Source organism: Mesorhizobium sp. LCM 4576 (genome assembly GCF_001854815.1).
GTDB classification, from domain to species: domain Bacteria; phylum Pseudomonadota; class Alphaproteobacteria; order Rhizobiales; family Rhizobiaceae; genus Mesorhizobium; species Mesorhizobium plurifarium.
On the sequence record NZ_MDDT01000029.1, the window covers coordinates 1 to 26,906 of the forward strand.

The 26,906-nt window shown below is 61.6% G+C and carries 30 protein-coding genes and 1 pseudogene; 24 read left to right on the forward strand and 7 right to left on the reverse strand.

Translation table 11 applies throughout. The features are described 5' to 3' along the window. The 9 genes from LCM4576_RS18745 to arcC all read left to right on the forward strand — a co-directional run. The coding region (locus tag LCM4576_RS18745; RefSeq protein ID WP_116390120.1) for an aminotransferase class I/II-fold pyridoxal phosphate-dependent enzyme at positions 1-597 on the forward strand (597 nt) is incomplete at its 5' end. 86 nt (positions 598-683) lie between these two features. Further along, a complete protein-coding gene (locus LCM4576_RS18750; RefSeq protein WP_071033833.1) occupies positions 684-1,112 on the forward strand; it encodes a DUF2267 domain-containing protein in 429 nt (142 codons plus the stop codon). Positions 1,113-1,115: 3 nt separating this feature from the next. Then, positions 1,116-1,829: a phosphoribosyltransferase gene (locus LCM4576_RS18755; protein ID WP_071033754.1), complete on the forward strand. Its 714-nt coding sequence runs from the start codon at positions 1,116-1,118 to the stop codon at positions 1,827-1,829. An 11-nt stretch (positions 1,830-1,840) separates the two neighbouring features. Beyond that, positions 1,841-2,290, forward strand: a complete 450-nt coding sequence (locus LCM4576_RS18760) for a pyridoxamine 5'-phosphate oxidase family protein (RefSeq protein WP_041011680.1) — start codon at positions 1,841-1,843, stop codon at positions 2,288-2,290. Positions 2,291-2,383: 93 nt separating this feature from the next. Continuing rightward, positions 2,384-3,628 (forward strand): MgtC/SapB family protein, encoded by a 1,245-nt coding sequence (locus LCM4576_RS18765; protein ID WP_071033756.1) that lies wholly within the window; start codon positions 2,384-2,386, stop codon positions 3,626-3,628. 111 nt (positions 3,629-3,739) lie between these two features. Further along, positions 3,740-5,206: an arginine-ornithine antiporter gene (arcD, locus tag LCM4576_RS18770; RefSeq protein WP_071033758.1), complete on the forward strand. Its 1,467-nt coding sequence runs from the start codon at positions 3,740-3,742 to the stop codon at positions 5,204-5,206. A gap of 10 nt (positions 5,207-5,216) precedes the next feature. Beyond that, positions 5,217-6,431, forward strand: a complete 1,215-nt coding sequence (locus LCM4576_RS18775) for an arginine deiminase (RefSeq protein WP_071033760.1) — start codon at positions 5,217-5,219, stop codon at positions 6,429-6,431. Positions 6,432-6,442: 11 nt separating this feature from the next. Next, a complete protein-coding gene (gene argF / locus LCM4576_RS18780; RefSeq protein ID WP_071033762.1) occupies positions 6,443-7,444 on the forward strand; it encodes an ornithine carbamoyltransferase in 1,002 nt (333 codons plus the stop codon). Between the two features lies 1 nt (position 7,445). Next, positions 7,446-8,348: a carbamate kinase gene (gene arcC, locus LCM4576_RS18785; protein ID WP_071033763.1), complete on the forward strand. Its 903-nt coding sequence runs from the start codon at positions 7,446-7,448 to the stop codon at positions 8,346-8,348. Between the two features lie 89 nt (positions 8,349-8,437). On the opposite strand, the gene LCM4576_RS18790 is transcribed toward arcC, so the two are convergent. The 5 genes and pseudogenes from LCM4576_RS18790 to LCM4576_RS36540 all read right to left on the reverse strand — a co-directional run bounded on the left by LCM4576_RS18790 (position 8,438) and on the right by LCM4576_RS36540 (position 10,579). After that, positions 8,438-9,400, reverse strand: a complete 963-nt coding sequence (locus LCM4576_RS18790; RefSeq protein ID WP_071033765.1) for an alpha/beta fold hydrolase — start codon at positions 9,398-9,400, stop codon at positions 8,438-8,440. Positions 9,401-9,452: 52 nt separating this feature from the next. Next, positions 9,453-9,608, reverse strand: a pseudogene (locus tag LCM4576_RS34880) (universal stress protein); the annotation flags it as partial. A 12-nt stretch (positions 9,609-9,620) separates the two neighbouring features. Beyond that, on the reverse strand, positions 9,621-9,917 hold the full coding sequence (locus LCM4576_RS18795; RefSeq protein ID WP_244508393.1) for a cytochrome c: 297 nt from the start codon (positions 9,915-9,917) through the stop codon (positions 9,621-9,623). 67 nt (positions 9,918-9,984) lie between these two features. Beyond that, positions 9,985-10,368, reverse strand: a complete 384-nt coding sequence (locus tag LCM4576_RS18800; protein WP_071033837.1) for a hypothetical protein — start codon at positions 10,366-10,368, stop codon at positions 9,985-9,987. A gap of 43 nt (positions 10,369-10,411) precedes the next feature. Continuing rightward, on the reverse strand, positions 10,412-10,579 hold the full coding sequence (locus tag LCM4576_RS36540; protein WP_157900488.1) for a hypothetical protein: 168 nt from the start codon (positions 10,577-10,579) through the stop codon (positions 10,412-10,414). A 220-nt stretch (positions 10,580-10,799) separates the two neighbouring features. Between LCM4576_RS36540 and LCM4576_RS18805 the strand changes: the two genes are divergently transcribed. The 5 genes from LCM4576_RS18805 to LCM4576_RS36330 all read left to right on the forward strand — a co-directional run bounded on the left by LCM4576_RS18805 (position 10,800) and on the right by LCM4576_RS36330 (position 15,677). Continuing rightward, positions 10,800-11,333, forward strand: a complete 534-nt coding sequence (locus tag LCM4576_RS18805; protein ID WP_071033767.1) for a flavin reductase family protein — start codon at positions 10,800-10,802, stop codon at positions 11,331-11,333. A gap of 169 nt (positions 11,334-11,502) precedes the next feature. Beyond that, a complete protein-coding gene (locus LCM4576_RS18810; RefSeq protein ID WP_071033839.1) occupies positions 11,503-12,327 on the forward strand; it encodes a universal stress protein in 825 nt (274 codons plus the stop codon). A 1,134-nt stretch (positions 12,328-13,461) separates the two neighbouring features. Continuing rightward, a complete protein-coding gene (locus tag LCM4576_RS18815; RefSeq protein WP_071033769.1) occupies positions 13,462-13,695 on the forward strand; it encodes a hypothetical protein in 234 nt (77 codons plus the stop codon). Between the two features lie 581 nt (positions 13,696-14,276). Next, entirely contained in the window at positions 14,277-14,933 is a 657-nt protein-coding gene (locus tag LCM4576_RS18825) for an outer membrane protein (protein WP_071033841.1), read from the forward strand. Between the two features lie 510 nt (positions 14,934-15,443). After that, positions 15,444-15,677: a hypothetical protein gene (locus LCM4576_RS36330; RefSeq protein ID WP_131803265.1), complete on the forward strand. Its 234-nt coding sequence runs from the start codon at positions 15,444-15,446 to the stop codon at positions 15,675-15,677. 217 nt (positions 15,678-15,894) lie between these two features. Here LCM4576_RS36330 and LCM4576_RS36545 read toward each other — a convergent pair whose 3' ends face one another. Next, entirely contained in the window at positions 15,895-16,044 is a 150-nt protein-coding gene (locus tag LCM4576_RS36545) for a hypothetical protein (RefSeq protein ID WP_157900487.1), read from the reverse strand. Between the two features lie 134 nt (positions 16,045-16,178). Between LCM4576_RS36545 and LCM4576_RS18830 the strand changes: the two genes are divergently transcribed. Both LCM4576_RS18830 and LCM4576_RS18835 read left to right on the forward strand, forming a co-directional pair. Then, positions 16,179-16,928: a DUF4142 domain-containing protein gene (locus LCM4576_RS18830; protein WP_041011668.1), complete on the forward strand. Its 750-nt coding sequence runs from the start codon at positions 16,179-16,181 to the stop codon at positions 16,926-16,928. 25 nt (positions 16,929-16,953) lie between these two features. Beyond that, on the forward strand, positions 16,954-17,556 hold the full coding sequence (locus LCM4576_RS18835) for a general stress protein (RefSeq protein WP_071033770.1): 603 nt from the start codon (positions 16,954-16,956) through the stop codon (positions 17,554-17,556). Between the two features lie 402 nt (positions 17,557-17,958). Here LCM4576_RS18835 and LCM4576_RS37635 read toward each other — a convergent pair whose 3' ends face one another. Continuing rightward, entirely contained in the window at positions 17,959-18,258 is a 300-nt protein-coding gene (locus tag LCM4576_RS37635) for a hypothetical protein (protein WP_320411863.1), read from the reverse strand. A 26-nt stretch (positions 18,259-18,284) separates the two neighbouring features. On the opposite strand from LCM4576_RS37635, the gene LCM4576_RS37640 reads away from it, so the two are divergent. The 8 genes from LCM4576_RS37640 to LCM4576_RS18875 all read left to right on the forward strand — a co-directional run bounded on the left by LCM4576_RS37640 (position 18,285) and on the right by LCM4576_RS18875 (position 26,906). Then, complete coding sequence (locus LCM4576_RS37640) at positions 18,285-18,503, forward strand: hypothetical protein (protein ID WP_071033772.1); 219 nt, start codon at positions 18,285-18,287, stop codon at positions 18,501-18,503. A gap of 781 nt (positions 18,504-19,284) precedes the next feature. Next, on the forward strand, positions 19,285-20,067 hold the full coding sequence (locus tag LCM4576_RS18845; RefSeq protein WP_071033774.1) for a heme-binding protein: 783 nt from the start codon (positions 19,285-19,287) through the stop codon (positions 20,065-20,067). A gap of 95 nt (positions 20,068-20,162) precedes the next feature. Next, the gene (locus LCM4576_RS18850; protein WP_274534973.1) at positions 20,163-21,941 is read left to right on the forward strand and encodes a methanol/ethanol family PQQ-dependent dehydrogenase; all 1,779 of its coding nucleotides are present in this window, start codon (positions 20,163-20,165) and stop codon (positions 21,939-21,941) included. After that, on the forward strand, positions 21,922-22,791 hold the full coding sequence (locus LCM4576_RS18855; RefSeq protein ID WP_083354800.1) for a substrate-binding domain-containing protein: 870 nt from the start codon (positions 21,922-21,924) through the stop codon (positions 22,789-22,791). The genes LCM4576_RS18850 and LCM4576_RS18855 overlap by 20 nt, the downstream gene beginning before the upstream one ends. Continuing rightward, a complete protein-coding gene (locus LCM4576_RS18860; protein WP_071033777.1) occupies positions 22,788-23,321 on the forward strand; it encodes a c-type cytochrome in 534 nt (177 codons plus the stop codon). The genes LCM4576_RS18855 and LCM4576_RS18860 overlap by 4 nt, the downstream gene beginning before the upstream one ends. Beyond that, positions 23,318-24,331, forward strand: a complete 1,014-nt coding sequence (coxB, locus tag LCM4576_RS18865) for a cytochrome c oxidase subunit II (protein ID WP_071033779.1) — start codon at positions 23,318-23,320, stop codon at positions 24,329-24,331. Before LCM4576_RS18860 ends, coxB begins: the two co-directional genes overlap by 4 nt. Next, the gene (ctaD, locus tag LCM4576_RS18870; RefSeq protein ID WP_083361428.1) at positions 24,328-26,304 is read left to right on the forward strand and encodes a cytochrome c oxidase subunit I; all 1,977 of its coding nucleotides are present in this window, start codon (positions 24,328-24,330) and stop codon (positions 26,302-26,304) included. Before coxB ends, ctaD begins: the two co-directional genes overlap by 4 nt. Next, positions 26,301-26,906, forward strand: a complete 606-nt coding sequence (locus LCM4576_RS18875; protein WP_071033781.1) for a cytochrome c oxidase subunit 3 — start codon at positions 26,301-26,303, stop codon at positions 26,904-26,906. The genes ctaD and LCM4576_RS18875 overlap by 4 nt, the downstream gene beginning before the upstream one ends.

Consider the following 26,906-nt stretch of genomic DNA (forward strand, 5'->3'; position numbering starts at 1 on the left):
ATCACCGAGCGCGAGGGACTGGCCGACCGCATCGACATCATCCAGGGCACCTTGGCCAAGGCCTTCGGCACGCTTGGCGGCTACATCACGGGAACGAGCGCGGTGATCGATGCGGTTCGCTCCTATGCGCCGGGCTTCATCTTCACCACCGCGCTGCCGCCGGCCATCGCCGCCGCCACCACCGCCTCCATCCGCCACCTCAAGCGCTCGCAGGCCGAGCGCGACGCGCAGCAGCGCCAGGCAGCCAGGACCAAAGAGGTTCTTGCCGCCGCCGGCCTGCCGGTGATGGAATCGGCCACCCATATCGTGCCGGTGCTGGTCGGCGATCCCGAGCTTTGCAAGATGGCCAGCGACCGCCTGCTCGGCGTGCACGGCATCTACATCCAGCCGATCAACTATCCGACGGTGCCGCGCGGCACCGAGCGGCTGCGCATCACGCCAACGCCGTTCCATTCGGATGCGCTGATCGCCGAATTGCAGGACGCGCTGGTCGAGACCTGGGATGCGCTGGGCATCCCCTATGCCAGCTCAGGCCGTCCCGCCGTCGCCAAGACCGACCGGATCATTCCGCTGCTCACGGCGGCGGCGGGCGGCTGAAATCGAGGACGTCGAACTTTGATCCGACGCAATGCGCGGGGCTTCCAAAGGAGGAAAAAAGGAAACCACGTTCAGGGATGCCAGCCATGATACACTCTGTTTCGCACACCTCAATCACGCATGCTGCCGATCAAGCGCAGCAATGGGTAAACGAGCTTGCCAAGGACCTGGATTGGAACGAACAAAGTGCGTTCCGGCTGTTGAAGGCAGTCCTGCACACTTTGCGCGACTGGCTCTCGCCACAGGAAACGGCGGATCTGTCGGCACAATTGCCCACCTTGATCCGTGGAATCTATTTTGAGGGGTGGAACCCACCCGGCTCCGTGTGTGAGCGCAAGAAGCGCGACTTCGTCATCAGCGTCAGGAAGAGCTTCGGTTATGAGCCGGAGATCGACGTCGATAAGGCTATTGCAGTTGTGTTCCGACTGCTCGACCGTCACATTTCCCACGGCGAAATCGTCCAGGTCCGGAACTCGATGAAGAAGTCGCTGCGTCAACTCTGGCCGGAGGGATGACCGATGTTTCGCGATCGGCAGGAGGCGGGGCAGAAGCTCGGAGCTTCGTTGGAGGCGCTTCAGCTGAAGGATCCAATTGTACTCGCCTTGCCGCGCGGCGGCGTTCCTATAGCGGCCGAAGTGGCCAAGGTTCTCCAGGCACCCATGGATCTGGTCATCGTTCGCAAAGTCGGAGCGCCAGGAAATCCAGAACTTGCCGTGGCCGCCATCGTGGACRGCGATCCGCCGGACGTCGTTCTTAACCGTGAGATCGTGGAGGCCTATGCTCTCGATGATGGCGCCCTTCGTGTTTTGATCGCGCAGGAACGGCCGGAATTGGAGCGGCGGCGGGCATTATATCGCGGCAAGGAGCCGCCCCRGTCGGTGGCCGGCAAAACAGTGATTGTCGTTGACGACGGGGCGGCAACCGGGACGACGATGAAGGTGGCCATCCGGGCGTTGAAGCGACGTTCTCCCCGAAAGATCATCGTGGCGCTCCCCGTCGCGCCACCGGAAACAGTGGACGAACTTGCACAAGAAGCGGATTTGACCATCTGTCTCAACCAGCCAGCGCGCTTCCGGGCGCTCAGCTATTACTATGGCAACTTTCCGCAGCTTTCCGACAATGATGTGCTCGATGTCATGGCCCAGCTTCGCCAGGATCGCCACCCTGCTTTCGAAAGAAGAAGCTCCGGCACAAACGCCGCAAGCAAATCACGGCATGAAGCCGGCACTTAGGAGTTTTAGCCATGGAGATCCGCACGCTTTCCACTCTGGAATGTACGAAACTTCTGACGGCCAACAGGGTCGGCCGCCTGGCCTGCGCAAAGGACGGGCAACCCTATATCGTGCCATTCTACTATGCCCATGCCGACAATCATCTTTATGCCTTCTCCATGCCGGGCAAGAAGATCGACTGGATGCGCGCCAACCCGCTCGTCTCGGTGCAAGTCGACGAGCATGGCACGAACCGAGGTTGGAAGAGCGTCGTCGTCAATGGCCGTTACGAGGAGCTTCCAGATCGGATCGGACACAAGGTGCAGCTCGATCACGCTTGGTCGTTGCTGAGCAGGCACACCGACTGGTGGGAGCCTGGCGCGCTCAAACCGGCAACATCCTCGGTCGCCGAGCATCGCCCGCATGTATTCTTCAGGATATTTATCGCGGAAGTTTCGGGCCGCGAGGCGATGGAGACTTGACTGAGGCGTGGTGCGCCGTGCGCAAGGCAGGCTGCAACGCCGCAGGTCGACATCCGGCGGACGCATCCGCAATCCGGTCAAGGGCAAGCCCACATGGACGCGCTCATCCTTCAACTTGGCGTCGCTTTGGCGATTGGGTTGCTCGTCGGCCTGGAGCGCGGTTGGCAGGAGCGCGACGCGGCTGCCCATAGCCGCACGGCGGGCATCCGGACGTTCGGCATTGCGGGGCTTCTCGGCGGCATCATCGCGGCGTTGGAGCAAGCCCTCAACGCGATTTCCGTATTGATCGCCGGCTTCCTCGCATTTGCCGGCATCCTTGCATGGTACAAGGCGCGTGAAGCCGCGCATGACGAGGATTTCAGCGTCACGACGGTCATTGCCGGCTTGRCTGTCTTTGTGCTTGGAGCCCTGTGCGTAGCAGGCGATTTCCGCGTTGCAGCCGCAGGCGGCGCGGCGCTGGCGGCACTCCTTGCCAGCCGCGAAATCCTGCATGGCCTTTTGAAGCGCCTCACTTGGATTGAGCTTCGCTCGGCATTGGTCCTGGCAGCGATGACCGCCATAGTCCTGCCCCTGCTGCCTGACCGGGCCTATGACCCCTGGGGCGGTTTTAATCCGCGGGAGATTTGGCTGCTCACCGTGCTGATGGCCTCGATTTCTTTCGCTGGCTACGTCGCCGTGCGCATCCTCGGAACTGCTCGTGGTCTGATTGTCAGCGCGCTTGCCGGCGCTGTGGTGTCATCAACTGCTGTCACCCTGTCACTGGCTCGCACTGCCAGCGCGTCGAACAATTCCTTATCCCTGTCAGGGGCGGCCTCGCTGGCCGCGATGGTCTCGGTCCTGCGTGTCTGTCTCGTGGTCCTGCTGCTGGCGCCGGACGTCGCAGCATTCATCGCCATACCAGCACTTTTTGYTGCGGTCGCATTTGCAGCCTGCGGAGCAACCGCATTGGCGATTGCGGGTCAGAAACAGGACAGCCCTGCCCCATCGCGAAATCCGTTCGAGCTGATGCCGCTGACGATATTTGCGCTGCTGTTCGCATTCGCCTCCACCGCAAGCGCCGCATTGGYCTCCCGGTTTCAGGAACAAGGTCTGCTGGCGAGTTCCGCTGTTGCGGGTGCATTTGATGTCGATGCCTCGGTGCTCAGCGCCCTGCGGCTGGCCAAGCACTCGGTTTCCATCGAAACCATCGGGCAAGCCGTGCTGACCGCGCTGACGGCCAACGCCATTGGCCGCCTGTGCCTGGCGATGTCGGCAGGGCCGGTGAAATTCTGGCTGCCAGTGGCCGGCATGACCTTGATCGCCGCGACTGCGGGCTATTGCGTCATGCGGTTCCTCTAGGGGAGCGCGATTTGCGGTCGGCTCCGGCGCCAATTCAGATTTGACCGGCGTCAAGGCTGGCAAGCCCCATTCCTGTTGAACTGCTCCTATCATTCAAGGTGGGAGGGCCCTATGGCCACGACAGACATCAATGTCCCTGTCCGGGAAGCCGCGACCACAGCATCGATGAAATTGAGGCTGGGATCGCTTACGGCACTCGTCATTGGCTCCATGGTGGGCTCGGGCGTGTTCARCCTGCCCCAGAACATGGCGGCCGGCGCCGGCCCGCTTGCTATCCTGATCGGCTGGACGGTCACGGCCGTCGGCATGCTCGCGCTGGTATTCGTCTACCAGTCGCTGGCGGTGCGCCGGCCCGAACTCGATGCCGGCCCCTACGCTTATGCCAAAGCCGGCTTCGGCCCCTTCATCGGCTTCAACAGCGCCTGGGGCTATTGGATCAGCGCATGGGTCGGCAATGTGTCCTACGCCGTAATCGTCTTCAGCGCGTTGTCCTATTTCTTCCCCGCCTTCGGAGACGGGAACACCTGGCAGGCGGTGCTTGGCGCATCCATCCTTTTGTGGATCATTCATTTCCTCGTTCTTGGAGGCATTCGCCAGGCTGCAATCGTCAACACGATCGTGACCGTGGCCAAGATTGCCCCGGTGGTCCTTTTCGTTGGGGTTGTCGCGGTCGCCTTCAAGCTCAACGTCTGGTCGCTCGACTTCACGGGGCTCGGCAACGCTTCGCTTGGTACGATCGCCRCTCAGGTAAAGAGCACGATGCTGGTGACGCTGTGGGTCTTCATCGGCATCGAAGGCGCCAGCGTGTTCTCAGCCCGTGCAGAACGGCGCAAGGACATCGCCACCGCGACGGTGCTCGGCTTCTTCACCTGCCTCGCGCTCTATGCGCTGGTCTCGCTGCTTTCGCTCGGCATCTTGAGTCAGCCCGAGCTGGCCGCCCTCAAGAACCCGTCCATGGCGGGCGTGCTGGAGGCGGTTGTCGGGCCTTGGGGCGCCGTGCTCATCAATCTTGCGCTCGTCGTCTCGGTCGTCGGAGCCTTCCTGAGCTGGACCCTGCTCGCCGCTGAGATCCCGCATGTCGCCGGYAAGGACGGAACGATGCCGAGGTTCTTCGGCCGCGAGAGCGAACGCGGTGTCCCCTCGACCTCCCTGCTCATCACCAACCTGCTGGTCCAGGCGTTCCTGGTGATCACACTCTTTGCCCAGAGCACCTACCAGGCGCTTTTCTACATCGCCTCGGCGGCAATTCTCGTCCCCTACATCTTCTCGGGCGCCCTTGCCGCGAAACTTGCATTGACCGGGGAGAGCTACGAGAGCGGCGAGCGGCGTTCCGGCCCGCTCTTCGCTGGCGTGCTGGCAACGATCTACGGGCTCTGGCTCGTCTATGCGGCGGGACCTGCGTATCTGTTCATGWGCGCGATCCTCTATGCACCGGGCATCATCTTCTATGTCTGGGCCCGCCGCGAGGCCAATCAGCGCGCTTTCCACCCCGTGGAGGCCGTCATCGCCGTCGCGCTTGTCGCAGTCGCAATCCTTGCCGTCTACGAGATGTGGACCGGCGCCGTCAGCGCGCTTTGAGGGCCGTCTCATGGGGAATCTGGGGGTTCATTCGGAAGTCGGTCGCCTGCGCGAGGTGATGGTCCACAGGCCGGACCTCAGCCTGCGCAGACTGACCCCGGACAACTGCAAGTCGCTACTGTTCGACGACGTGCTGTGGGTGAAGCGGGCGCGCCAGGAGCACGACGTCTTCGTCGATGCCTTGCGTGAGCGCGCCGTGGTGGTTCATTCCTTCGGCGAGCTCCTCGCCGAGACCATGGGGATCGGCAAGGCCCGCGACTGGCTCCTCGATCGCCGGGTGCACGCCGGCGTTGTTGGCCTCGACATGGTCGACGAGATGCGAGGCTGGCTGAACGAAATGTCGGCCGGCCTGCTGGCAACCTGTCTCGTTGGCGGCATCGCCCGCGCGGAGCTGCCGTTCGAACCCAAGGGTTTGACTGGGAAAACGCTCGCGCCCCAGGACTTCGTGTTGCCACCGCTACCGAACCAGCTCTTCACCCGCGACAGTTCCTGCTGGATCTACCGCTCCGTCTCCGTGAATCCCATGTACTGGCCTGCCAGGCGACCGGAAGCGGCCAATGTCGAGGCGGTCTACCGCTTCCACCCGCATTTCCGGGACAGCGGCGTGCCATTCGTATCGCCGCAGGCAGGAACAGGTATCAGTCTGGAAGGCGGCGACGTCATGCCCATCGGCGGAGGCGTCGTTCTCGTCGGAATGGGAGAGCGCACGACGCCGCAAGCGGTGGGCGATCTCGCCCGCAGCCTGTTCGCAGCCGGCGAAGCCACGCACGTGATCGCGGCGCTGATGCCACGCGACCGCTCCTTCATGCATCTCGACACCGTCTTCACCTTCTGCGACCGGGACCTTGCCACCATGTATCCGCCCGTCGTCGACAGGCTGCGCACCTTCTCGATCCGGCCCGGAGACGGCGATGCGGCGGTCGAGGTCAGGGAAGAGAACACCCCCTTCACAAAGGTCGTGGCGGAAGCGCTCGGCCTGAAATCGCTGCGCATCATCGCCACCGGCGGCGACCGCTACGAGGCCGAGCGCGAGCAATGGGACGACGGCAACAACGTCGTCGCGGTCGAGCCGGGAGTCGTTATCGGCTATGACCGCAATGTCTACACCAACACGCTTCTGCGGCGCGCCGGCATCGAGGTGATCACCGTCGAGGGCGCCGAGCTCAGCCGCGGCCGCGGCGGCGGTCATTGCATGACCTGCCCCATTGCACGCGACCCGATCTGAAAGGATATCCAATGTCGATCAACCTGCATGGCCGCTCGGTGCTTTCACTGGATGACCTTTCGGCCGAAGAAATCCGTTTCCTTCTGAAGTTGGCCGCCGATCTGAAGGCCGCCAAGCAGGCTGGGCATGAGATACCGCGCCTGGTTCGCAAGAACATCGCCCTCATTTTCGAAAAGGATTCGACACGCACACGGACAGGCTTCGAGGTGGCGGCCTATGATCAGGGCGCCCATGTGACCTATTTCGGTCCTTCCGGCAGCCATATCGGGCACAAGGAGTCGATGAAKGACACCGCCCGCGTGCTCGGCCGCATGTATGACGCCATCGAATATCGCGGCTTTGCCCAGCATCAGGCCGAAATGCTGGCAACGCATGCCGGCGTGCCCGTCTACAACGGCCTGACGGATGAAGCGCACCCGACCCAGATCCTCGCCGATTTCATGACGATGCGCGAGTTCACGCACAAGCATCTGTCGGACATGACCGTCGCGTTCGTCGGCGAGGGACGCGACAATGTCGCCCAATCGCTGGCATTGGGAGCCGCGAAGGTCGGCATGGACATGCGCATCGCCTCGCCGAAGGAACTCTGGCCCGACCAGGAATTCTGTGACCATGTGAAGAAACTCGCCGAGCGCAGCGGAGGCCGCTTCCGGCTCGATGAAGACATCAAGGGCTGCGTGCAGGATGCCGACTTCATCTATACCGACGTCTGGATGTCGATGGGCGAAGACAAGTCCGGCTGGCCGGAACGCATCCGTCTGCTGAAGCCCTATCGGGTGACGAAAGAAGTGATGGCGGCCAGCGCCAATCCGCATATCAAGTTCATGCACTGCCTGCCGGCATTCCACGACACAGAAACCGAAGTCGGCGCCTATATCGCGCGCGAATTCGGCATCGACTGCATGGAGGTGACTGACGAGGTGTTCGAGTCCGACGCCTCGATCGTCTTCGACCAGGCGGAGAACCGCATGCATACGATCAAGGCGCTGCTCGTCGCGACGATCGGCAACTGACATGCTGATCGTCGTCGCCCTCGGCGGGAATGCGCTGTTGCGGCGCGGTGAACCCATGACGGCGGAAAACCAGCGCAACAACGTCAAGCGAGCGGCGTCCGCCCTCGCCGCGCTGATTGACGAAGGCCATTCGCTCGTCATTACGCATGGCAACGGTCCGCAGGTCGGCTTGCTTGCGCTCCAGTCGGCTGCCTCATCGGATGGGGCTTTCCCGCTCGACGTTCTGGGTGCCGAGAGCGCAGGCATGATCGGCTACATGATCGAGCAGGAGCTCGCCAACCTCGCCTCTCAGCGACTGTACGCGACACTGCTGACGCAGGWGAAGGTCGATCCGAACGATCGTGCCTTTTTGCGTCCGACAAAGCCGATCGGCCCGGTTTATGACGAAACGACAGCCCGGCGGCTCGGAAGAGAACGCCACTGGGCCATAGCGCTCGATGGCAATATATGGCGCCGGGTCGTGCCCTCGCCCCGTCCGATCGAGATTCTGGAAGCATCCGTTATTTCCTTCCTCGTAGAGCACGATGTCATCGTCATCTGCACCGGTGGTGGTGGCGTTCCGGTTGTCGCGCGCGAAGATGGCAGTATGGTCGGTGTCGAAGCCGTCATCGACAAGGATCTGGCCAGCTCGCTGCTGGCGCGCCAGATGAAGGCCGACATGCTCTTGATGCTCACGGATGTGGATGCAGTCTATGCAGGCTACGGCACGCCGGATGCCCGCGCACTGCGCAATGTCGGGGCAACGGAGCTTTCGGGGAAGAATTTCGCCGCCGGCTCGATGGGACCCAAGATCAGTGCCGCGAACGCGTTCGTGCAGGCGACGGGCAATCCCGCAGCGATCGGCSGGCTCGAGGACGCGGCGGAGATCRTCAAACGGCGTCAAGGCACCTGGTTTGAGCCCTAGCCTCGTTCGGAACTCATCCTCACAGCCGGAGCGAGGAAAAGGCACGGTATCCGGTTCCTGATGCCGATGCTGAGCTACGGCCTATCGGATCACGGACGCACGCCCGCTCCCTCCAGAAACCCTCGGATTGCTTCGCGAACCTGCTGAGCGTGTCCAACCAACAGATGTCCACCGGTGTCATAGACGATCAGCTTTGCACCGGTGATCTTGCCAGACGCGAATTCCGCTGCYGGCAGCGTGTTAAACAGGTCATCGCGCGCGGAGATGACCATTGTCGGCGCAGTGATTTCTTTCAACGGCAGTTCGTGCAGCTCGGGGACGCTGTCGATCTTGATTCCGGGAAAACGCAGCGACAGCGGCTCGACGCTCCTGACGAAGCTCATAACGCGTTCCCTCTCGGCCTGKGGCGCGACCGATACCAGCGCCGGCCGAACACCGAGAAAGCGAATGAGTATCGACGGTGCGGCGGTCTCGGCGGCCCACCATGCAAAATCGCCGCCGACATTGACGGCCCAGAAAGCGATCCTGTTRCCTAGACTCACATTGATCGAGACGGGGCTAGTGGGCGAGTAAAGCGCTGGGACGATCAGGACGAGAGCGGCAACCTTGTCAGGGTGCCGCAGTGCCAGCTCGACCGCCGAACGAGCGCCGGCCGAAACGCCGACAACCACCGCTTTGGGGACGTTCAATCTRGAAAGCAGCGCCGCGTGCGCGTCGCCCTGCGCGGCTGGAGAGGCGTCTCTGGGAACKGGCGTGCGCAGATAGCCGAAGCGCGACGGYGCGATGACCCGGAAGCCTCCACCTGCARGATCGGCGGCAAGGACGAGTCCAACGTCAAAACCGCCGCCGGCGCCGTGGACCGACAGCAGCGGAAAACCCGCGCCGCTGTCGGCATATTCGATCGGGCCAATGTCGAGGTTGGCGACCAGACTGCCTTGGCCGACGGCATGGCGCAGACGACCAAGCTCGTTCCGGTAGAGCAAGAAAGCCACGCCAATCGTGGTCGCCATGGCGATGACCGTGACCAGCAGGAAACTGCCAATTCGACTCATCGCGAATGCTCCTGCCCTTCTACCCCTTCGGTGATCGCGACGTCGCCCGCGCCTAGTGCGACATCAGCACCGGCAAGCGCAGATCCGATAGTATTCCCTCGGTTGCCCCACCGAGTACAAAGTCTCGGAGGCGAGAATGGCCCCATCCGCCCATGACAAGGAGGCTGCCATTGATCCTTTTGGCATAATCCTCGAGTGCGGCGCTAATYATCGACCGACATCATCGCCCCAGGCTTTTAATATAGCTGATAATCGCGACGATCTGATCGGGAGACGCCACGAACTCGGGCATGTCCGGATGTCCGGTGGATATTCCCTCGGCCAGAGCTTCCTGAAGATCTTCGATCGGGTACCGCAGGTGCAGCAATCGGAATGGCGGGGCGTCGGGATGGGTGCTCTGGCCACCCGGACCGACCGCGTGACAGCGAACACAGTTTTTCTCGACCAGTCTTTTTCCACGAACGATCTGCGTGTCTTCGCCAGCACAGGCCGACGATGCAACACCGAGTGCGAACATAAGCAGTAGGATCGAAAGCGCTGGCCTGGATCGCATCATCGACAGGGTCCTGCTTGGTCGCATCAGGCTAAGGAGCGAGGGTGGCTGCCCGCATGTCTTCGATCGTGGCTTCGGCCTCTTCTCGAGCTCGGCCCRCCGTTTCCGAAGCGAATCCGGCGCCCAGGAACGCAAGCCTGGCGACCTCGCCGGTATAGTCCGACGTGGCGTTCTGGAAAAAGTTGACGAACACATCGTAAGCATCAGCGAATTCGTCCCGCCTCATCAGCGTTTCGATCAGCCTCAGATCATCCCAAAACCGCCGGCTGAGAAAGGATGCTGCTTCTATCTGCAAACTGAACAGTGCACCGGTAGACTGCATCTGCAGCGCCACAGCGGCATGCGATAGTTTCTGCCCTGCCTTCACGAACGGCAGCAGATCCGGCGCGTTGAATTCTTCTACATTCCAACTCATCATAACGTTCCTTGGTGTCCGGCTTCGGTGTTYGGCTTTAACGTCAACGCCTGATCTTCGGGTGGCGCGGCCTTGAGCGGCGGCCGAAGCCATGGCTCACCGCATCGAGCTTGCGTTTCTTGGAAGACGCCGTTTCGAAATAGATGCCGACCCCGGCGATCCAAGCGAGGCAAAGCAGGACGCCCCAAAAGAGAATGCCTTCAGCGGACATGAACTGATCCTCGTGTGGCTCTGATCTAACATCGCAAGGTCGATTCCGGCATGCATTGATCCCGATCAATCGGCCGCCAGGCGCAAACCAGCATCGACCTCTTGGCTTCCCTTCTCGTCCCCGCCTTCCGACTTTGACCTCGATCAAGGCGAGGAAGGGCATTGGCTGGCACGACATCGCTGAAACAACTGTCTTGCGAAGAGCAGAAACGAGGACTGCGATGAAGGAACTGCCGCTTGCCGAAGTCTATCGGCTGATCGAGCCCGGTCCCGTTGTCCTCCTGACAACCAGGTCAAAACAGGGTCGCGCGAACGTCATGACCATGTCCTGGCACATGATGACGGGGATCGCGCCGCCGACAATCGCCTGCGTCGTATCGAGCGACGACTTCTCCTTCTTCGCCTTGCGTCAAACGAAGGAATGCGTAGTCGCGATCCCTGCCATTGGCCTCGCGGAAAAAGTCGTCAAGGTTGGAAACTGCTCCGGACGCGACACTGACAAGTTCGCGACAGCTTGGCTGACGCCCCTTCCCGCCGAGCGAGTTTCGGCTCCCCTGATCGCCGAGTGCTACGCCAATCTCGAATGCCGGGCCATCGATACACGCCTGGTGAACAGATGTAACCTGTTCGTCCTTGAGGTCCTGAAAGCCTGGGTCGACCCGGTTCAACCGAAACCGAAGACGATCCATCACGTCGGAAATGGCAACTTCGTTGTGGATGGCGAGTCGGTCCATTTCCAATCCCGCATTCCGTAAAGCGTGTCGCGATCTTTCAGATTCGCTCCGTGCGCTTTTGGTTTTTGTTTTGCGCATGTCTTTGTCGGAAGCCGGTTACCACTTCGGCGCCATTTTGATCGACATCAAGGTGAGATGTTTCTGCAAAACTAGCTTCGGTGCACCGAAACTCTCGAACCGGAAGCGCCCGATGAGCTACAGATCCATTCTCTTGAACCTAGGCATTGACGGTTCAATCGAACCGCTGATGCGGATCGRCATCGATCTTGCCAAACGTTTCGATGCAAAGCTGATTGGCTTCTGCGCCGCGGACGCCCCGCTGCCGGTGACGACGGCGCCCGAGGGTGCGGCGATTGCTGCTGAGCTTTGGGAGCAGTCGAGGAACGAAATCCGGCAAAGGCTGAATGATCAGCACTCCAAATTCAACGAGCTCGCCGGAACGGTCAAGGCGGAATGGCGTGACACGGTCGAGAATCCGGATCATGCCCTCGTCAGAGCTTCTCTTCTTGCCGACCTCGTCGTCACGGGCGCCTCCTTGGGCGCATCCACGGGTGACGGCTACCGTATGGCCGATCCGGGCAGTTTGGTGCTGCGCGTCGGTAGACCCGTGCTGGTCGCCGCTCGTGGCGCGGCGAGTTTGYCGCTTGGCAGAGTCGTCGTCGCCTGGAAGGACACGCGCGAGGCAAGGCGCGCCGTGGCAGATGCAGTGCCGCTGATGGCCATGGCCAATGAAGTCATCGTGGTGGCGGTTGATCCCAATCCGGGTGAWTGGATTGGAGACGGAGTCAAGGACGTCGCTAGCTTCCTCGCCGGGCACGGCATCAAGGCGCGGACCCAAGTCATCAGAACGGACGATGATGAAGGTAGCCGTCTCATTGATTTCCTCGCCTCGGTCAAGGCGGAGTTGGTCGTGTCAGGCGCCTACGGACACAGCCGCGTGCGGGAATGGGTGTTCGGCGGAGTTACCCGTTCGCTGTTGGATGAGGTTTGGCTCAATCGGCTCATGTCGAACTAACGCCGAAGCGGACCAACTTCCGTGATGTTGCTACCAATGACTGCTTTCAGACTGCCGCTGAACTCAACATCCGATATGAGGTGGAAAGCTGCCGTTCCCGTAGAAGATAAACACGGTCGGCGACTAGCTGGATCAGCTTCTTGAATCAACTTTGGCGAACTTCTTCGTAGTCCATTGGCAAATAACGATTATGTTATTCGCTGAGGGATGACCTTTACCAAAGAAAGTCAATAGTTTGCGGGCGGTTCGCCAATCCATGTGCTTCGTGTGATTTGGCGCGGTCTGGCAACCGGATAAGAACCCGAAGTGAGCCACCTTCTTATTCCTAATCTGTAGGTCGCATTCGATTCCTGYCGGGATCACCACTTGGGCTCGCGATAGGCTCAACTGACGTTGTCAAGGTCGGTATTCCGGGCAACAGCGCCTTATCGCTCGATTACGCGCGGAGCCACGAACCTAGTAGGCCTTCTCGTCATATCGCCCCGGCCCCGCGGGTGCGGTTTAAATGCRCCAAGGCCACAGACGTAAAGAACTTCTCGTGGTTCARTTKGCTGGGATCGCCACATTGAAATGCTGTTGTTTTTACTTACTTTTTTGTTCTTTGCCAACGATGTTGTATCACAATAGGTAGCACAAATGGTAGCACATCTTGGCCGGCGGTTGCTGCAACGGCGTCCCCCTGGCTTCAAGGTATCACTACCACGTATGTGGCTATGTTCCTTGCGAGGTGCTCAATGACCGGAGAGACGGCGTCGAGAATTTGGCAGACCCGGAGGATGTAGTAAGAAAGCTGATTCCATTGCGTTTTTGCGGGCTGAATCCCGGACGCTCCCGTATTGTTCCGTAAGCTTCCGCAAGTAACCCCCGACCGCTGACTTACCTACCCGAAGTCTCGCTCGCCGCAGCCTCCAGCGTCGGTCTTAGGTTCAAATCCTGGACAGGATTTGGCTTTCTTTGTTCCGCRGCGTCGGCTTCGCCTCCTCGCGGGCCCCTTATGCAGGTTAAAATCACCGGGCAGTTCCATTTTCCGACGCTTCCAAGCCCCCTGGGCTGTCAGCTGCCTCCCCCGAGCCCTTAGCTGGCCGCCCGTTCTTTCGAAAGGCGGAAATGACATCTCGCCGGCAGGCCAGCAGCATGATCGTCGTGCCGCCGCGCATGTGCGCGGTCATTCCCAAGCTGGTTGAGGAACTGAGTAAGGACCTTCGCGCGGCGTTACCCGGTTTTCAGTTTCAGATCGTACCCGACTACATCGGCTGRCACAGTCGCGAGTTCGTCGTCGAGGCGGATGTCATCGTGACCGATGCAGCGGTTGATGCGCTTCAGGAGGTGCTGGCACGGTATGGCGACAACGCGAGTGCTAAGGATTAATTCTCGCGCAAGCTTCAGCTAATAAACTCGCYTCAGCCGTTATTTATGGGAGGGCCAGTTGGATCAACCCACAACGCTTGAGAACTTGGAGTTTGCGCAGTCCATGCTGACGGAGATCCGCCGGAGGACTAGCGCTTCCGGCGAGCCGTTCCTCACATATTTGATCGATATAGCAGCTGCCGAAGCGCAAAAGCGGGCCCACGACGTTCGGTCCCAAGATTGTTCTGGCAAGACGATGCCCGGCCTGGAGACGTCTAGAGGGGATTAGGCAAGGCAGGCCGGGCCCTTGCCCAGCGCGCACCGCGCGGGCAGGCTTACACTGTGAGCCRCTTTCGGCCGTGCGGCATTAACAACTTTAGGACACGCCTAAAGAAAAGCCCGTCGCAGCTTCCTGGCTGCCACAGCAACATTTTAGCTAAGGCGAAAGTGTGGCTTCCACRCATCTTCCGAACAATATCCACGCACTCGAACTTGTCGGCGTTGACAATTGACGGGGTTCGGCAGCAACGCTATCCRCACTCAGGTGAAGACGCTTCGTGGGCGTACAATTGAGCTAAGCAATGGCACAAAGGGGCTATTCCGTGAAACAGATTCTTCTTGCAACCRCTCTCGTTCTCGCGACCGGCACCGCCTACGCGGCCGATGCTTTGCAGGAGGCACCGGTTGCTGCTTCCTATGATTGGACCGGCGCATATATCGGCGTGAACGCAGGCGGCGGTTTCGGCACGTTTAGCATTGATCCTTCTGATGGCGGCCCTGGTGGTTTCGACCTCAGCTCAAGTGGTTTCCTGGGCGGCATCCAGGCCGGTTACAACTGGCAGGTTGGCCAATTCGTCTACGGCGTGGAAGCCGACTYCCAGGGTTCCGACGTCAAGGGCGAGCTATCGACCGGCGGCGCCTCTGTGGAGACAAAGGTTGATTGGTTCGGCACGCTGCGTGCTCGCATCGGCTATACGCCCGTCGATCGCTTCCTGGTCTATGGCACTGGCGGCTTGGCCTACGGTCACGAAAAGCTCGAYATATCCGGGCTCGGCGGACCTAGCTTTTCGAAGACCAAGGTTGGCTGGACCGTTGGCGCGGGCGCCGAATACGCCATCACCAGCAATTGGTCGCTCAAATCCGAGTATCTGTACACAGACTTGGGTAAAACGACGTTCGATCTCCCGGGGCCAGGGCCAGATGCCGTGGTCAAAGTCCCCTTCCACACCGTTCGCGTCGGTCTGAACTACAAGTTCTAATTTTTTGGCGGACCTCCTAGAAGCCCCGGCAGATTTGTCCGGGGCTTTTTGTTTGCGCGGCAATCTCAAGCAGCGAATGCGGCAGCGCCGGGCCGATCAATGCAAGGTCACGGTCAATCTTGGTGCGCCTGTCACAGTTAATGCCGACACTCTCAGGCTGGTCACGCACCGTGTGCCGCCGAAGCGGAAGACGCCGCTCACAACCGGAGATGTGACTGCGGCTGGCGGGGCTTACGGTTATTGCGTCCCGCTGGTTCGCAAAGAAGGGGCGCAGCCTAGAGGCGTATCACCTCGTCGACGCCAAGCCGCAAGCGCTGGCCCTCGGCATGGGCCCAAGCAAAGCTATCTTGCTCGAATGAACGCGTGGCAGAAATAAAAAGAACCCATCCAACAAATGTGGTAGCTCCCGAGCCCGTCGAGGCGTACTGTCGAAAAGTCGTCCGTCCCCCCCGGCATACGGACGCTTGAAAGTCAACTCAGGTGCTTTCGCCACTTCGTGGAGAAAGCCCCGTGAACAGACACTCAGCTAATTTCATTTCCGCTTTTGAATTCGACGTGATCCGCCAGGCGTTTCGACGGTCGATTGCAGACGACCGCATCCCGCCGGAGGAATGGGAAAAATGCGCAGATGACCTGGTGCGGCATTTTGTAGGCGGCGAAGCGCCGAGGGAGGTAGTCGCTGCCTTGCTTAACTCAGTGCGGCAAATAAAAAACCCGCCGGCCGAAGCCAGCGGGCTTTCATAGTCAATCGGCGAACGCTTAATCAGAGGACGGCGGCGGGGGGACCGATGGCCCCGCGACAATAGCCGACAGCTTTGCCTTGCGGACAAGGACAGGCTTCTCGTAGGTCTTCTTCAATTGCACCCCCTTTGATCACGGAAACGTGAAGATTTTTGCCAGCGGCGACCAGGGGTTGTCAAGTTCTGGCCACAGGAACGCACAGGCTGTTCCTCGGACGGCGCTACATCCCCGGCGTGCCTTTGCGCACCATCTTATCGCCCTCGATGACGCGGTCCATTCGCTCGTGGAGCGTCGAGACGCTGCTCGCCGCGGCCGCCTTAACGTCGGCATCCGAGTCCTCCGGCAGATAGGGCGCCTCAACTGCCGGCACTACTCTCGCCGAGACACTTCTTCGCAGGCGCGCAGCTCGAGCCGGCGTGCGCCGCGAAATCGGACTGCCGTTGGAACAAACGCTGCGCCGCTCGGTTTGCCTCTAGGCACAATTCTGTGCATTGGAGGATATCCATGAAATTTCATTTGTTGTCGGCTGCGCTCTGCACAGCCGTCGGACTGGGTTTTGCCCATCCGGCGCTCAGTGCCGAAACGGCGCAGGATTTCGTCAACAAGGCCGCGGAAGGCGGGATCTTCGAGGTCGAGTCCAGCAAGATCGTCCAGGGCAAGGCAAAGGACCAGGACGCCAACGACTTTGCCCAGAAAATGATTACCGATCACGGCCCGGCCAACGCCAAGCTGCAGTCTATCGCCGGCGAGCAGAAACTTCAGGTTCCGGCGGAGACGGACGCCAAGCACAAGAGCGACCTCGAGGCGTTGAAGTCGTCGAACGGTTCGGCCGACCAGTCCTACGTGAAGATGCAGCAGGAAGCGCACGCCGACGCAGTCAAGCTGTTCCAGGACTATGCGGCCGACGGCGACAATGCGGATCTCAAGGCATTTGCCCAGCAGACGTTGCCGACGCTCAAGATGCACAAGGAGATGATCGAAAAGATCGCCTCCGGCAAAACCGACAATATGGCAACCACCAGCACCGCGCCGGCGGCGACAGGCACAGACCAGAACGCTTCCGCCCCAGTGCCTGGAGCCAACAGCTTCACTGAAGCACAGGCGAAATCGCGGATCCAGGATGCCGGTTTCGCCAATGTCAGCGGGCTGACGAAGGACGACCAGGGCATCTGGCGCGGCACCGCCGAGAAGGACGGAAAGCAGGTAGCCGTCGCACTCGATTTCAAAGGCAACGTGGTTGCCGGCGCTCAATAACCGAACTCACGAGATGGAGTGAAAAATGACGACTGTCACCGGACTTTTCGATGATTATCAGGACGCCTTGGGCGCCGTGCGCCAATTGGAAGCCATTGGCGTGCCGCGAGACGACATCAGCATCGTGGCGAACAATTCCGACAATTGGTATCGGGACGATGAGACTTCAGAAGCTGGCGAAGATGCCGCCGCCGGCGCGGGCCTGGGAGCGCTAGTCGGCGGCGCGGGTGGCCTGCTCACGGGGCTCGGGATCATGGCCATACCCGGCGTCGGGCCTGTCGTGGCGGCAGGCTGGCTGGCCGCAACGGCCGTCGGCGCGGTGAGCGGCGCCGTGGTCGGCGGAGCCGCCGGCGGAATTGTCGGAGCGCTGACGGAGTCCGGCGTTCCAGAGCGCGATGCGCATGTCTATGCCGAGGGCGTTCGCCGCGGCGGCAGCCTGGTGACTGCCAGGGTGGATGATCGGCTTACCGGCGAAGCTGAGCGCATTCTGCAAGGCGAGCGTTCGGTCAACCTCGATGAGAGGCGTAGCGCTTACGTGTCCGCCGGATGGACAGGATTCGACGACACGGCAGAGCCCTTTGACATCGAGGCCKAGCGCGATCGCGTTCGCCGAACCACACCGCTCTGAGAAATGCGGCCCCGTCGAACCATCGGCGGGGCTTTTTTTCCGGCAAGGGACAAAATAAGACCTCTTGTTTAGCTGCCCTGAGAACTTTTCCCGTGGCCGCTACTTCCTCATCGAACCTTGGGGGGAAATTGAGGGGMATGTTGCCTCATAGCGGCTGCGCGTTTTTGGTGAGGTTAGGCGGCGTGAAAATCTCCTGCCCGCACCAGTTTGTGCCGGTTGACCGCTTTGACCGCTGAGTTTGAGACGGCTATTAATCTCTCGCGGCGAAGCTCCTGAAGCACTCGGTACACATCCACGGTGGAAAGACAACATAATAACGGTTTCGGGCTGTTCGCATTCGCAGGTAAGCGGGATTGCAGAGCTGAGGCGCCACAGGCCTATCCAGCAAATTGCTTCCTCGGCTCAACAACGATCCAAGCTATTTACTAGAATAGGCATCTGCAAACGACCGAGCCGGGGCGCGCTGCACGCGGGCGAGATATCTCGGATCAGCGCCAGACAGAATGGAGGCTCGATGGTGGYGGCCAATCGTCGTAATGGGCTCGCGAGCCTGCTCGCCGCTTCCAGGGGCCATCCGCGCACGGCCCTGCCGACCGTGGCGAGCGTGTCATCACCGTCGCCGCGCTTTATTTCGGGCGCGAGGTGTTCCTGCCGATCGCCGGTGCGGTGCTCCTGGCCTTCGCCATCGCCCAGTCGTTTCATGGCTCAAACGCCTCGGCATTCCCCGCATGGCCGCGGTCATCGCCAGCCTCGCCGGCGCCTTTGCAGCGGTCTCGCTGTTCTCCTTCGTCGTCGCCACCCAAGTCAGCGATCTCGCGCAGAACACTCCCGTCTACCAGATCAACATCCTGACCAAGGTCCGCGCGTTGAAGTACCGCACCACACATGCAATCACACAGGGTGGCAAATCCTTACCAGGAAGAGTACACCCACTCCATAAGGGATGACGAGAAGTGCGAGGGCGATCCAATAGCCCGGCTGCGCCAATGCCGCGAAATCTGAACGAAGCTGTTCCATTGCCACCAAACGATGCKCCAACATCGTTGTTCCAAGAGGCAACTCGGAGCTGTATATGACCTTCCCTTTTTTGCCGGCAATTGAACATGTTCTTGGGTTTCAGTTGGAGGCATGATCAAAAAGGCAGTGGCGATGTTTGGTGGCTCCTCTAACGCCAAACAGGTAACCGCGGCTCGAGCCTCGCTGACTTGCCTCGGGGGCAAAGTGCGATTTGGGCGAGGCGAGTGTTCGCGAATTCGAGTGTGGTGGCCGCCTTCCTTCGCAGGAAAAGCTACTGCCGATACGCCAGCTATCTTGCGCCGCCGGCGTCGTGTTCTTCGGCCAGGATAGCTACTGCCAACCTGTTGTTCGATTGCAAGAACCCGCCCAGTTTCCCGTTACCAATCTTAGCGACCGCGAGGCTGGGATAATCTGCATCAGGGAATGTACGCGCTCTTATCTCGATCGGAATGCGAAGGTTCGGGGAATATTCACCTSTCAAACAGGTCTGGATCATCCTTGCAAGGCAGCCTCCGTTGCCAACACGGTCGGGCCCGCGAACGCCATGATCCGATCTGTCGCCGATGCGTGCGATACAGCGGGCGATCCAAACTGAATCCGCTRCTCGGTCGCCCTTCTGAACAGCGGAGTTGATTGGCTACGAAGCTTTCACGAAGGAGGAACAAAGCAGCCGATTGGCAGTTTGGTAACATCAACAAACGTTTCCGGATCATGGCTCATCGTCGGTCTTCGTTGCTAGCTTTGGGCCTTCTGGTCTTGGCGGTTGGCTTGACGCATCAGAACGCGGCTGGCGCCCAAGCCCCCTGTCCAGCCGATCACGACAAGCTGCTCTCGGCCGTAAAGGCAAATGTGAAGGCGAGCGGCGGTCCGGCGAATGGCGGCTTCGAAACCAATGAATGGGCGGCACTGGTCGCTCGCGACGGCACCGTCTGTGCCGTTGCCTTCAGTGGCCCCACGGTTGATGCGCAGTGGYCCGGTAGCCGGCTGATCGCGGCCGAGAAAGCCAACACCRCCAATGGGCTCAGTCTTGCGACCATGGCGCTTTCGACTGCGAATCTCTATGCCGGCGTCCAGCCGGGCGGTCCGCTATTTGGCCTGCAGGCCACCAACCCCGTTAACCAGGCAGCGGCTTACGCGGGCGATCCCAAGACGTTTGGAAGCGCCAACGACCCGCTGATCGGCAAGCCGATCGGAGGCGTCGTCGTGTTCGGCGGAGGCTTGGCCCTGTACGACGGCAAAACAATCGTCGGGGCGCTCGGCGTGAGTGGAGATTCCTCCTGCGCCGATCATAACGTCGCCTGGCGAGTTCGGGCAGCCCTCGGCCTCGACAAGGTTCCAGCTGGCGTCAATCCCAACCGCAAAGATGCCATCATCTATGATCTCGATCCCGGCGGAAAGAGCGCCTCCGGCTGGGGTCACCCGCTTTGTGCCGGGCACGAGGCAGACATTGCGGCGGAACTCGGCGCGGGAGTCGGAGGCGCGGCGCCAAAATGAAGCGAGCAATGCAAGCTGCAGCATCCTGCAGTGACTTGGCACGCGTCGATAGCCCAGCGGCGTCCCGAAAACATTTCGTGGGTGTTCTTGCAGCGATGCTGTTGGTGTGCGCCCCCTTGCCGACAGCCGCTTCGGAAGCTCCGCTTGCGCCCGCGATCTCTCCGCCCGCCGCGGCCGCGCCACCCGATGACGGGCAATGGAGAATGCCGGCCAAGAACTACGCCTCGACCCGTTACAGTGAGCTCGCGGAAATCAACGAAGGCAACGTCAAGAACCTGCAGGTCGCCTTCACCTTTTCGACCGGAGTGAACAAGGGGCAGGAAGCCGCACCGCTGGTCGTCGGCACCACCATGTACATCGTGACGCCGTTCCCCAACATCGTCTACGCGCTCGACCTTTCCAAACCCGGCGCGCCGATGAAATGGAAATACGAGCCCAATCCTGAACCCGCCGCGCAAGGCGTTGCTTGTTGTGACGTCGTCAACCGCGGCGCGGCCTTTGCGGACGGGCGCCTCTTCTTCAACACGCTCGACGGCCACACCATCGCGCTCGATGCGAACAGCKGGCAGCCGATCTGGAACGCCCATATCGGCAATATCAATATCGGCGAGACCATCACCATGGCGCCGCTTGTGGTGAAGGGCAAAGTGCTGGTCGGCAATTCCGGCGGCGAGATGGGCGTTCGCGGTTGGGTCAAGGCGCTCGACGCCGGCGACGGTCATGTCGTGTGGAYGRCTTACAATACCGGGCCCGACAAAGACGTGCTGATCGGGCCCGACTTCAAGCCGCATTACGACATGGACAAGGGCAAGGACCTCGGCGTCACGACATGGCCGCCCGAAGCTTGGAAGATCGGCGGCGGCAACATGTGGGGCTGGATTTCCTACGATCCGGACCTYAACCTGATCTTCCAYGGCACCGGAAATCCAGGGCCCTGGAATCCGGATCTGCGGCCTGGCGACAACAAATGGACATCCGGAATCTTTGCGCGCGACGCCGACACTGGGGCGGCGAAGTGGTTTTATCAATGGAGCCCGCACGACCTGCACGATTATGACGGTATCAACGAGCAGGTCCTGCTGGACCTGAACTGGCAGGGCAAGCCGCGCAAGGTGCTGGTCCGCCCCGAGCGCAACGGTTACCTTTACATCCTCGACCGGACCACGGGGGAGGTTCTGTCCGCGAAACCTTATGGCCCCGTYAATTCCAGCAAGGGCGTCGATCTCAAGACCGGCCGCCTGATCRAAAACCCGGACAAGCTGACCGGCACCGGCAAGGTCATCCGCGACATCTGCCCCACCGCCTCGGGCCTCAAGGACTGGCAGCCTTCCGCCTTCTCGCCAAAGACCGGGTTGCTCTACATCCCGCACAACAATCTGTGCATGGACGAAGAAGGCGTCGAGGTGAACTATATCGCCGGCACGCCCTATGTGGGGATGAACGTGCGAATGATCCCTGGCCCGGGCGGCAATCGCGGCGCCTTCACCGCCTGGGATATCGCCGCCGAAAAGCCTGCCTGGAGCCTCAAGGAGAATTTCCCGGTGTGGAGCGGCGCCGTCGCGACCGCCGGCGACGTAGTCTTCTATGGAACTATGGAAGGCTGGTTCAAGGCGGTGAGCGCCAAGACCGGCGAGCTGCTTTGGCAGTTCAAGACCTCGTCCGGCATCATAGGCCAACCCATCACCTATCGCGGCCCTGACGGCCACCAATATGTCGCCGTTTTGTCCGGCGTCGGCGGCTGGGCCRGYGCCATCGTTTCGGGCGACCTCGACCCGCGCGATGCCACCGCCGCGCTCGGTTTCGTCAATGCGATGAAGGACCTGAAAAACGCGACCACGGCGGGAGGCACGCTCTATGTGTTCCGTCTGCCCTGATGTGTTCGGCTTGATTCACAGCGCGGCACGGAAGCTGTTCCCGCGGGTCGCGCTCGGCATCACCGCGCTTGCCTTGCTGCTCTTGCCGGCGACCGCCGGCGCTCGTGAGCTTAGGGTCTGCGCCGACCCGAACAATCTGCCCTTTTCCAACGCGGCTGGCCAGGGCTTCGAGAACAAGATCGCGCAAATCATTGCCGACGATCTCGGCGCCGAGCTGACCTACACCTGGTGGGCGCAGCGCCGCGGTTTCGTACGCAACACGCTGAAGGCGGGACTTTGCGACCTCGTGCCCGGCACGCCGACCAACCTCGAAATGCTGCGCACCACCAGGCCCTATTACCGGTCCTCCTATGTCTTCGTGACGCGCCAGGACAGTCCCGACGTGACTTCCTTCAACGACCCGAGGTTGCGCGGCTTGCGCATCGGCGTTCAGCTCATCGGGGACGACGGCGCCAACTCGCCTCCTGTCCAGGCGCTTGGGCGCCGCGGCATCGTCGGGCATCTTATCGGCTACCCGGTCTATGGCGACTACTCCGCTCCCAATCCGCCGGCACGTATCGTCGAAGCGGTGGCGAGCGGCGAGATCGATCTCGCGGTGGTCTGGGGCCCGCTCGCCGGCTATTTCGCCCAGAAGCAGAAGGTGCCGCTCAGGATCACGCCGGTCACACCTCGCATCGACGGGCCGCAATTGCCGCTGATGTACGACATCTCGATGGGCCTTCGGCGCGAGGACGATGCGCTCCGCAGCGATGTGAACAGCGCTCTCGCCAGGCACAAGTCCGAGATCGACGCGATTCTGGCGCAATATGGCGTGCCGCGTCTCGACATGGCCGGGGGCCTGATGCGATGAGGCCCATGGTCGCCGTGCTTCTCGTTGCGGTTTTAGCGCTGGCGGCATGCCAGCGCGAGGAGCGGGACACGCGCCCGCAATCGGCGCTCGGCTCCGGCGAACAGCCGACGCCGGTGACCACTTTGGAGCCCGGCGGACAGCGGCCCYCCCCGACGGACAATAAGGCGGCGAGCTTCGAGGCCAATGCCTTTCATCTGAGCGAAGGCAAGCGCCTGTTCGGCTGGTTCAACTGCTCGGGGTGTCATGCCAATGGCGGTGGCGGCATGGGCCCGGCTCTGATGGACGCAAAGTGGATCTATGGCAGCTCGATGGAAAGCATCCATGCAACCATCCGCGACGGCCGCCCGAACGGCATGCCTAGCTTCCGCGACAAGATCCCGGACGACCAGATCTGGGAGCTTGCGGTCTTTGTTCGCTCGCTGAGCGGCAACGCGCCCTCCTCCGCTGCGCCGTCGCGCAATGACGACATGATGGCGCACCCCTCGGAAAACCGCATGCCGGATGCCGCCACGCTGGGGAAGTCGCCGTGAAACGCTWGGCCTCGATTGCGTTCGCCACGGCAATCGCCCTGTTTCTTCAGGGCTGCGCGGGCTGGCAATCGGCTCTCGACCCGAAGGGCCCGGCAGCAGGCGAGTTGGCATGGCTGATCTGGTTCTTCACYGGCCTGTGCGCAGTGGTGTGGGTGCTGGTGATGGCCGCCCTTGCCGTGCCGTTGATGATGCGCTCGCGGCAACGTGCCGGGCCGCTTGCGCTCGACGCCGGTGCGGACAATCGCAAGCTGCGCGTGGTGATGACCGCCGTCGGTCTGACCGCYGTGATCCTGATCGGGCTCACCTTGCTCAGCTTCTTCGCCAACAGGACGCTTGCGGCGATCGGCTCGGACGCCGCGCTGACCATTCGCGTCACGGGTCACCAATGGTGGTGGGAAGTGCGCTACGAGGATGCCACGCCGAGCCGCATCCTCACCACGGCGAACGAGATTCACATTCCCGCCGGCGAGCCGGTGCGGCTTCTTCTCACCTCCACGGATGTGATCCACTCCTTCTGGGTCCCGAGCCTGTCCGGCAAGCTCGACTTGATCCCCGGCCATATGAATGTGCTCGACATCAAGGCCGACAAGCCCGGCGTCTACCGGGGCCAATGCGCCGAGTTTTGCGGGGCGCAGCATGCCAACATGGGCACCTTCATCATCGCCGAGCCGCGCGCAGAATTCGACGCCTGGTGGAACGACCAGCTGCAGYCGGCCGCCGCGCCCACAAGCGACGAGGCCAAGACCGGCGAGGATCYCTTCCTGAAACGGCCCTGCGTGATGTGTCACAAGATCGGCGRCACGCCCGCGGGCGGAACCGTCGCGCCCGATCTCACCCATGTTGCCAGCAGGCAGACGCTCGCGGCCGGAACATTGACGATGARCCGCGGCAATCTCGCTGCCTGGATAGCCGACCCGCAGGGCGTGAAGCCCGGCTCGCATATGCCGGTGGTCGATCTCAGCGGCGACGAACTCAACGCCATCGTCGCCTATCTCGAGGGGCTGAAATGAGCAGCGCGGATCTTACCAGCGAACGCGATCTGCCGCAGGAGCACCAGGCGTCCGGCAAAGGTGATATCGCACCCGAACGCGACGGACCGCGCGACACCGGCATGGATGATGCAACCCTGCATCGCTGGCTGGCGCGGACGTGGCGTACGCCTCCCGGCATCATCGGGGCGCTGTCGAGCGTCGATCACAAGGTCATYGCACGCCGCTACCTGATCACCGCCTTCCTCTTTCTGTGTCTGGGTGGCCTCAATGCCGTGGTCATGCGCATCCAGCTCTCGGGCCCGCGCCGCGGCCTGATCGGCCCGGATCTCTACAACCAGCTCTTCACGATGCATGGCGTCACCATGATGTTCCTGTTCGCCGTGCCCATCGTCCAGGCGACCGGCATCTACCTGGTGCCGTTGATGGTCGGCACCCGCAACATCGCCTTCCCCCGCCTCAACGCCTTCAGCTATTGGGTCTATGTCTCGGGAGGCCTCTTCGCCTGGGTGTCCTTCGCCCTCTCGATGGCGCCGGATGTCGGCTGGTTCGCTTATGTGCCGCTGTCCGGGCCGGAATACGGGCCCGGCAAGCGCGCCGATGTCTGGGCGCAGATGATCACCTATACCGAGGTGTCCTCGCTCGCGGTCGCCGTCGCGACCATCGTCACCATATTCAAGCAGCGTGCGCCCGGCATGTCGCTCGACAAGATCCCGCTCTACGTCTGGTCGCTRCTGGTCACGTCCTTCGTCGTCGTCTTCGCCATGCCGGCCGTGATGATCACCTCGACCTTCCTGATCCTCGACCGGCTCGTCGGCACGCACATCTTCAACCCGGCCGAAGGCGGCGACGCACTGCTGTTCCAGCACCTGTTCTGGTTCTTCGGCCATCCCGAAGTCTACATCATCTTCCTGCCGGCAACGKGCATGGTCTCCGCCATCATCCCGGCCTTCGCCCGGCGCCCGGTGTTCGGCCATCTCGGTCTGGTCCWTTCGTTGATCGCCGTCGGTTTCCTGTCGTTCGGCCTCTGGGTTCACCACATGTTCGCGACCGGGCTGCCGAAGCTCGGCGCCAGCTTCTTCACAGCGTCCAGCATGATGATCGCCATCCCCAACGGCGTTCAGATCTTCTGCTGGCTGGCGACTCTCTGGGACGGCAGGCCGGTGATCCGCACGCCGCTGCTGTTCGTCTTCGGCTTCTTCTTCATCTTCGTGATCGGCGGCCTCACCGGGGTCATRCTGGCCTCGGTGCCGCTCGACCTGCAGGTGCACGACACGTATTTCGTCGTCGCTCACTTCCACTACGTGCTGATCGGCGGCGCGGTCTTTCCGCTGCTTGGCGCGGCTTATTTCTGGTTCCCCAAAATCACCGGTCGCATGATGAGCGAGCGCCTCGGGCGCTGGCATTTCTGGCTCGCCCTGATCGGCTTCAACGCGGCTTTCTTCCCCATGCACATCGTCGGCCTGTGGGGCATGCCGCGCCGGGTCTATACCTATCCGGCCGAGCTCGGCTGGGGGAACATCAATCTTTTCATCACCGCCGGCGCGGTGCTCTTTTTCCTGAGCTTCGTGCTGTTTGCCTTCAATCTGATCCACGGCGCGCTAAAGGGCGCGCCCGCGGGCGACAATCCCTGGGATGCCGGCACGCTTGAATGGGCGACCTCCTCGCCGCCGCCCAGCTATAATTTCGCGCGCATTCCGGTCGTGACGAATGTCGAGCCGCTTTGGGCCGAACCCCAGGCGCTTCCCGTGGCGACCGGGCTTCGCGCCGACGTACGCGAGCTGCTGATCTCGACGGTGGCGGAAGCCCATCCCGACATCCGCGAGAAATCGGCGACGCCGTCGATCTGGCCGCTGCTGGCGGCGATCGCCGTCGGCGGCACCTTCCTCTACTCGATCTTCACGCCCTGGGCGATCGTCTGGGGCGCCGCGCCGATCGCCGTCACGCTGATCGGCTGGTTCTGGCCCAAGGGAGATCCGGAGGACGAGGAATGAACCAGCGTCCTGCCTTGGATCTTTCCGCGCTCCCGACCTTTGGACATGGCCCGCGCAGCCCGACCTGGTGGGGCACGCTCGGCTTCATGGCGCTGGAAGGCACGGRCTTTGCGCTCGCCGCCGGCGCTTACCTCTATCTCGCGACCTTGTGGCCCAACTGGCGGCTAAGCGCTCCGCAGCCAAACCATTGGCCGGGAACGATCGTGACGCTGCTTCTCATCGTCAGTCTGGTGCCCAACCACATCCTCAACGGCTACGCCAAGCAATGCGCCATGCGGCCCGTGCGGATCGGCATGGTGGTGATGTCGCTGCTCGGCTTAGCGCCGCTGATCGTGCGCTGGTTCGAGTTTCCGGCGCTGAACATCTACTGGGATACGAACGCCTACGGCTCGATGCTCTGGGTGCTGCTCGGTCTCCACACCACGCATCTGATCACCGATGTCGGCGACACAATCGTTCTGATGGTGCTGATGTTTACACACCATGGCTATAGYGGCCGGCGGTTCGGCGATGTCGGCGACAATGTTTTCTACTGGGATTTCGTGGTCCTCACCTGGATTCCGATCTACCTGCTCATCTACTGGCTACCGAGGTTAGGCTGA